This window comes from Sphingomonas sanguinis, assembly GCF_001476905.1.
In the GTDB taxonomy this organism is placed as follows: Bacteria; Pseudomonadota; Alphaproteobacteria; order Sphingomonadales; family Sphingomonadaceae; genus Sphingomonas; species Sphingomonas sanguinis_B.
The window spans coordinates 1-773 of record NZ_LDTE01000158.1 but is presented as its reverse complement, the minus strand read 5'-3'; the positions used below and the strand labels follow the sequence as shown (position 1 = coordinate 773).

Annotated in this window: 1 protein-coding gene; it reads left to right on the top strand. The window is 65.8% G+C overall.

Features of this window, described 5'->3' with window-relative positions; genetic code table 11:
* Positions 1-773, top strand: a 773-nt coding sequence (locus SB4_RS18045; RefSeq protein WP_153006329.1) for a phage portal protein, incomplete at both ends; no start/stop codon positions are given.

Genomic DNA, 773 nt, shown 5'->3' with positions numbered 1-773 from the left:
AGGCGTTTGCCGAGCCCACGGTCGGGTATGACGGCGTCGAGGTGTGGCTGCTCGACCCACTGCGCACGACGTCGCAATGGGGAGAGCGCAGCCTGTCGGTCCTCTACCAGACCGGCACGACCACCCGCCGGCTGCTGCCCCAGCAACTGTTCTGGTTCACGACGCTGTCCGATGGGCGCCTGCAACCCATGGTGCCGTGGAAGCAGGCCAAGGGCGCGATCGACTTCCAGCTGGCGCTCGAGGTCGGAGCACGCGCCTATTTCAAGAACGACCGGCGGCCGAGCGGGATCGTGACCACCGGTCAGAAGCTGACCAACGAAGCGCATGACCGATTGAAGGAGGGCGTCAACGCCTGGAAGCGTGGCGGCACGCCCGTGTTCGAGCAAGGCGTCGATTACAAGGCCGTCACCAGCTCGAACAAGGATGCGGAGCTGGTTGACCTCTTCAAGCAGCGTACCCTCGAACTGGCGCGCTATTGGCGCATCCCGCGCTCCATGGTGTCGGACGATGGCGGCAATGCGGGCAACAACGAGCAGGATACGCGCAGCTTCGTGAACTGGGCCGTGCGCCCGCTGACGCGGCGCATCGAACAGGCGATCACGGTCCGCATGCTGCCGCCCGACATTCGCGCGGCGGGCGTCCGCGCGAAGTTCAATCTGGACAGCATGTTGCGGGGAGATGCCGCGACCCAGTGGAAGAACGCGGTCCTGGCGCGGACGGGATCGATCATGAGCATCGACGAGATCCGCCCTCGTGTGTACAGGGTCGGGCCG